Source organism: Myroides indicus (assembly GCF_004364575.1).
Taxonomy (GTDB): Bacteria; Bacteroidota; Bacteroidia; order Flavobacteriales; family Flavobacteriaceae; genus Flavobacterium; species Flavobacterium indicum_A.
The window spans coordinates 1-4,988 of sequence record NZ_SOAG01000058.1 but is presented as its reverse complement, the minus strand read 5'-3'; the positions used below and the strand labels follow the sequence as shown (position 1 = coordinate 4,988).

At 32.4% G+C, this 4,988-nt stretch carries 9 protein-coding genes and 2 pseudogenes; 10 read left to right on the top strand and 1 reads right to left on the bottom strand.

Features of this window, described 5'->3' with window-relative positions; all coding sequences use genetic code 11:
- Positions 1-130, bottom strand: a pseudogene (locus C8P70_RS14385) (IS982 family transposase); the annotation flags it as partial.
- A gap of 321 nt (positions 131-451) precedes the next feature.
- Here C8P70_RS14385 and C8P70_RS13545 point away from each other — a divergent pair.
- From C8P70_RS13545 to C8P70_RS14280, 10 genes and pseudogenes are all read left to right on the top strand, one after another.
- Positions 452-781, top strand: a complete 330-nt coding sequence (locus C8P70_RS13545; RefSeq protein ID WP_133713836.1) for an ArsR/SmtB family transcription factor — start codon at positions 452-454, stop codon at positions 779-781.
- A complete protein-coding gene (locus C8P70_RS13540) occupies positions 781-1,245 on the top strand; it encodes an SRPBCC domain-containing protein (RefSeq protein WP_133713839.1) in 465 nt (154 codons plus the stop codon). The genes C8P70_RS13545 and C8P70_RS13540 overlap by 1 nt, the downstream gene beginning before the upstream one ends.
- 2 nt (positions 1,246-1,247) lie before the next feature.
- Positions 1,248-1,631: a DoxX family protein gene (locus tag C8P70_RS13535; protein ID WP_133713835.1), complete on the top strand. Its 384-nt coding sequence runs from the start codon at positions 1,248-1,250 to the stop codon at positions 1,629-1,631.
- Positions 1,632-1,714: 83 nt separating this feature from the next.
- Positions 1,715-2,212, top strand: coding sequence for an SRPBCC family protein (locus tag C8P70_RS13530; RefSeq protein ID WP_133713834.1), 498 nt, complete (start codon positions 1,715-1,717; stop codon positions 2,210-2,212).
- 1 nt (position 2,213) lies between these two features.
- Entirely contained in the window at positions 2,214-2,681 is a 468-nt protein-coding gene (locus C8P70_RS13525; RefSeq protein WP_133713833.1) for a phage tail protein, read from the top strand.
- Between the two features lie 10 nt (positions 2,682-2,691).
- The gene (locus C8P70_RS13520; protein WP_243832720.1) at positions 2,692-3,075 is read left to right on the top strand and encodes a VOC family protein; all 384 of its coding nucleotides are present in this window, start codon (positions 2,692-2,694) and stop codon (positions 3,073-3,075) included.
- A gap of 31 nt (positions 3,076-3,106) precedes the next feature.
- Positions 3,107-3,577, top strand: coding sequence for a hypothetical protein (locus C8P70_RS13515; protein WP_166666238.1), 471 nt, complete (start codon positions 3,107-3,109; stop codon positions 3,575-3,577).
- A gap of 73 nt (positions 3,578-3,650) precedes the next feature.
- Positions 3,651-3,896, top strand: coding sequence for a hypothetical protein (locus tag C8P70_RS13510; protein WP_133713832.1), 246 nt, complete (start codon positions 3,651-3,653; stop codon positions 3,894-3,896).
- A 12-nt stretch (positions 3,897-3,908) separates the two neighbouring features.
- Positions 3,909-4,115, top strand: a pseudogene (locus tag C8P70_RS14285) (alpha/beta fold hydrolase); the annotation flags it as partial.
- A 21-nt stretch (positions 4,116-4,136) separates the two neighbouring features.
- Positions 4,137-4,325 carry a hypothetical protein gene (locus C8P70_RS14280; protein WP_133713831.1) on the top strand — a complete coding sequence of 63 codons (189 nt, stop codon included), beginning with the start codon at positions 4,137-4,139 and terminating at the stop codon, positions 4,323-4,325.
- Positions 4,326-4,988 lie beyond the last annotated feature (663 nt).

Sequence of the window (4,988 nt, the reverse complement as noted above, 5' to 3'; positions counted from 1 at the left end):
TTAAAGCAAGACTTATCAATTCCAAATCCTTCAATTTTGGTGTTCGTCTTTGGTAGGGCAATAAATTTTCATTTGATATTTTTCGTAAAACTTCCAAAATTCTTTCGTAATTTGCACCTAAGTTGTTCATTGTAAATGGTTTTGTAGTTAATTCAATTTACTGATTTTAAATCAAATGAACAACTTTTCTCTTCTTTAATTCATAATGCACAACGGGTATATAAATAATTATTTAAAGAATGACTTATTAATATAGTAAATTTTAAAACCTCTAAGTTGGTATTAAAATAGTATCAAAGTTTGATAAATGCGTAATTGATGAGAAATTTCCAAAATCGTCTGATTTTTCTATTTGATTGTAACTTCAAATTTTAATAATCGATAAATTTTTTTATTAAAAAATTGCGTAGTTAAGTAGCTACGTTTATATTTGTAGTCAAATGACTTCATAATGAATTTAAGACGAGATGTTTTTCAAGCTATTGCTGATCCGACAAGAAGAGCTATTCTACTTCTTTTGTCTACGCAATCTTTGACTGCGGGCGCGATTGCTTCCAACTTCGATACGGCAAGACCAACTGTTTCTAAGCATTTACAAATTCTTACAGCGTGCGGGCTTTTAAGACAAGAACAGCAAGGCAGAGAGATGCATTATCACTTTAATGCTGAGAAAATGAAAGAAATAGCAGATTTCATTGAGCCGTTCAGACAAATGTGGGAGGATAGATTTAACAAACTTGAAAATGTGATGAAAAAATATCAACAAAAAAATAAAGAATGATGGAACAAAAAACAAAAATCAATGCCGAAGAAGGCAAACAAGATTTGATAATTACACGATTGTTTGATCTGCCTTTGGATTTACTTTTTAAAGCTTATTCTGAACCCGAATTGGTGGAGCAATGGATGGGAACAAAAGTACTGAAATTGGAAAACAAAAATCACGGCAGTTATCAATTTGAGACTTCTCACAACGGAAATGTAGTGTTCAAAGCTAACGGAACGATACATTCGTTTTTACCCGATAAGCAGATTATAAGAACTTTTGAGATGGAAGATATGCCAATTGGCGTACAACTTGAATTTTTGGAATTCGAAAAAGTTTCGGACCAAAAAAGCAAACTCTCTATTCATATAATATACAAATCTGAACAACACAGAGCTGAACAACTGAGAATGCCGTTCTCAAGTGGTTTGAACATGGCTCACAACAGACTTCAGGAAGTTGTAAACCAATTAAAATAAATATGAAAAAGGCAAATAAAATTATCTATTGGACAACTACCATATTCCTTTCGGTGGGAATGTTGGCAGGTGGCATACAGCAAATGCTGCAAATTGGCGGCTACAATGAAATTGTTACGAAACTGGGTTACCCGCTTTATCTTTTAAGCATTATCGGTACTTGGAAAATATTGGGCGTCATTGCTATTTTGATTCCTAAATCTCCACTATTAAAAGAATGGGCTTATGCAGGTTTCTTCTTTGTGATGACAGGAGCAGCTATTTCGCACTTAGCAGTTGATCAGCCATTTGTTGAAACAATGCCCGCCTTGGTTTTATTGATTGCTATTGTTCTATCATGGTATTTCAGACCTGCAGACAGAAAATTTATCATTAACAATCAATGATCTAACAATGAAACGTAAAGTAGGTCTTAAAACTGTTTAAACCAACTTGAAAATTTATTAGCAACAATAAAAACAGAAACACAATGAAGAGTAATTTATTATTTGATTTCACAATCAGCAAAGAAACTAACACGATTATTATAAAAAGGGAGTTTAACGCCGATCTCGAATTGGTTTGGGAAGCGTGGACAAACTCTGAAATTCTTGATCAATGGTGGGCACCGAAACCGTATCAATCCAAAACAAAATATATGGACTTCAAAGTTGGAGGGCGTAGATTTTATGCAATGGTAAGCCCCGAAGGAGTGGAAGTTGGCTGGAACATACAGGATTATACTTCGATAAGTCCGAAAACCAACTTTCAATTTGTGAGCATTTTTGCAGATAAAGACGAAACTCCAAACTTGCCCGGCTCGGATTGGGATGTGCTTTTCAGCGAACAAAAAGGAATAACCACCGTACATATTTCCATTTATAACTCCTCTCTTGAAAGAATGGAAAAAATGATTGAAATGGGATTCAAAGAAGGATTTACAATAGGTTTAAATCAGTTGGAAGAACTAGCAACAAAAAACAAGTAATATGAAACATAAAGTAGATTTTAAAACCGTTTTGACAGAAGGCTTAGAAAGCTCACCGTTTGCTGAAAAATTGGCTGGTTTAAGAGCTCACGAGGCAAGATATTTTATGAATAAATATAAGATTGACTTCTTTGTAGAGCCTGTCAATGAAAACCAAGAAACTTTGAGTTGGATACATAAAATTTTAAAAGAAGAACGAAATATAGAAATTTCAGCAAAACCATTAGAAGTTGCAAACGTACAGGTAGAAAATATAAAATGGGATTTTGTGTTTTACGAAAGCGGACTTGCCATAAATGTACTTTACACGATAGATGATAAGAAAAAAAGAGCAGTAGGATTTAAACTTTCCGAAGGAATGGAGATTCCGGCAGAATTAGAAAGCAAATTTAAGTTTATCAGACAAAAATCAAAATTGGCAGGAACAATCAGAGGTTCCTATTTTGTAATCAAAGGTGAGTATTTATAAAGAAAATAGGGTGAAAAAATACGCAATGGTAAGAACCGAAACAATAATAGCTGTAAAAAATGTTCCTAAAAGTTCTGAATTTTATCAAAAATTATTAGGCTGTAAGAGTGAACACGGTGGCAATACTTTTGAAATATTGACAAGTGAAAAACAAGTTGTACTTTGCTTGCACAAATGGGGCGACCACGAACACCCTACAATGTTGAATTTTGAAAAGGAAGTTGGCAACGGACTGATTCTTTTCTTTCGGGTTGACGGACTGAAAAAAGTATTTGAAAACGCAAAGACGCTAGAAGCAAATATTGAGAAAGAAATTCATTACAACGAAAATTCGCTTAAAAATCAGTTCATATTAAGAGATTTAGACAATTATTACATAATAATATCTGAATAATAAATACCAACAAGTATCAAACAACTAAAAAATGAAGATAAAAGAGTTAAAACATCAAGAAGATTTGCCAAATGATTCTAAGCTGAAAGAAGTTCTAATTCAGTTTGAAAAATTTATAGAAGAGTTGAATAATAAAAATTTACCCGACAAAACTATTGAAATTATTAATAAGCATATAGAAGACTTAAATTCTTCTTTATTGTTGGATAATGCTTTTAAAAAGTTACTCATAAAAAGACAAAACCAAATCGTTAAATTGCTTGAAAAGAAACACAAACTTGTTCCAAAAAATTACTATAGAAACCTATGGATGACTTTAGGGATGTCAGCTATCGGACTTCCTATTGGTGTCGCTTTTAGTGTTAGTATTGGTAATATGGGATTATTAGCAATTGGAGTGCCTGTTGGGATGGTTATAGGATTTACTTTAGGTTTGAATATGGATAAAAAAGCATTAAAAGAGGGGAGACAGTTGGATGTTGAACTTAAGAATATAATTTAGATAGTAGAATCGCTAGGGGTCAATTTTGTTATCAAGAAAGGCAAATGTTGGCAACAATAAAAATTAAAAAATAATGCATAGAGTGGCTTGTTTTCTGGTTTTGTTTTTGATCATTAGCTTGAATTTAAAAGCACAACAACCTTCAACAGAAATTGATTATGTGATGACAGATGACAACATCAAATTATATACGAAAAAGGCAGGAAATGGACCAATTGCCATTTTTATTCACGGTGGACCGGGAGCTTGGAGCAAATCGTTCGAAGATTTAGGAGGGAGTAATTTAGAAAATCAGCTGACCATGATTTATTATGATTAAAGAGGTTGCGGGCGTTCGGAAGATTCTAAAAATAATGATTATCCTTTAGAGAGAATTCTTAACGATATAGAATTAGTCAGACAAAGATACAATGCAGACAGCATATATTTAATAGCACATTCTTTCGGCGGGATTTTAGCTGTAAATTATGCTCAGAAATATCCGAACCATATTAAAGGGATTATCCTTGTCAATTCCACGCTAAATCTTTTTTACTCGATTCAGAATCAGATTAATTATATGAAAGATTTTTTAAATACAGATTATAAAGCAACCGATTCTTCACAAATAATTTCTACTTTTAGGAAGGCGCAATCCGAATTTTTTGAACAGGGATCGATTTATAAGTTACTTTCAGACAATAAATACAATACTGATTTACTTAATAAAATAGATGAAGAAAACCCTAGTGAATTTGCGTTTGCTTAAAAGGCTTTATATATAGCTGATTATCAAAAGGATTATACCAAAATCACCCATCAAGTTAAAGCGCCTGTTTTAGTGATTAGTGGAACGAAAGATCACGCAATCGGTGAAGAGCATTTTAAATCTTTCAATTTCCAGAATGCAACAATAAAAGAAATTAAAGGAGGGCACTTACTGTATTATGAGGAAAATAAAGAATTCATTAATTCTGTCTTCGAATTTATAAAAAAATAAAAATGTTACTTCTGTAAACAGTTGGTTTTGATAAAAGAGAGGGCAAACATTTTTGGTAGAAGATTTTGTGTAAATTTAAGGTTACGGCTTTGATTTAGGTGTGGTGGGAAAATTATTTTCTCTCTCAGTAGCCGGTCTCATTTACTAGTATGGTAACGAACAACGAGAATGCTATTGTTATTAGAAAGCTTAAAAAAACTCCATGTTATCGATGTCAAGCTTCTGTTATCTTTTTGCCTTAAATAAGTAAAATAGTACACTTAACCCGTGGTGCATTTGTATAAGTATTGAATAAAAGTTGTGCAATTTACTAAAAAACAGTAAATTGCAGTTACCGCACAAACAATTCAATGCACAACTTTACAGCAAATTACGATAAAATTTTAGATGTATTAAAGAAATTAGGTCTTGAAAGTGAGAATTTTTTATATC

Excerpts from the sequence above, each read along its gene's own strand:
- C8P70_RS13510 (WP_133713832.1), top strand. The coding sequence starts at position 3,651 with ATGCATAGAGTGGCTTGTTTTCTGGTTTTGTTTTTGATCATTAGCTTG.
- C8P70_RS13515 (WP_166666238.1), top strand. The coding sequence starts at position 3,107 with ATGAAGATAAAAGAGTTAAAACATCAAGAAGATTTGCCAAATGATTCT.
- C8P70_RS13525 (WP_133713833.1), top strand. The coding sequence starts at position 2,214 with ATGAAACATAAAGTAGATTTTAAAACCGTTTTGACAGAAGGCTTAGAA.
- C8P70_RS13530 (WP_133713834.1), top strand. The coding sequence starts at position 1,715 with ATGAAGAGTAATTTATTATTTGATTTCACAATCAGCAAAGAAACTAAC.
- C8P70_RS13540 (WP_133713839.1), top strand. The coding sequence starts at position 781 with ATGGAACAAAAAACAAAAATCAATGCCGAAGAAGGCAAACAAGATTTG.
- C8P70_RS13545 (WP_133713836.1), top strand. The coding sequence starts at position 452 with ATGAATTTAAGACGAGATGTTTTTCAAGCTATTGCTGATCCGACAAGA.
- C8P70_RS14280 (WP_133713831.1), top strand. The coding sequence starts at position 4,137 with ATGAAAGATTTTTTAAATACAGATTATAAAGCAACCGATTCTTCACAA.
- C8P70_RS13535 (WP_133713835.1), top strand. The coding sequence starts at position 1,248 with ATGAAAAAGGCAAATAAAATTATCTATTGGACAACTACCATATTCCTT.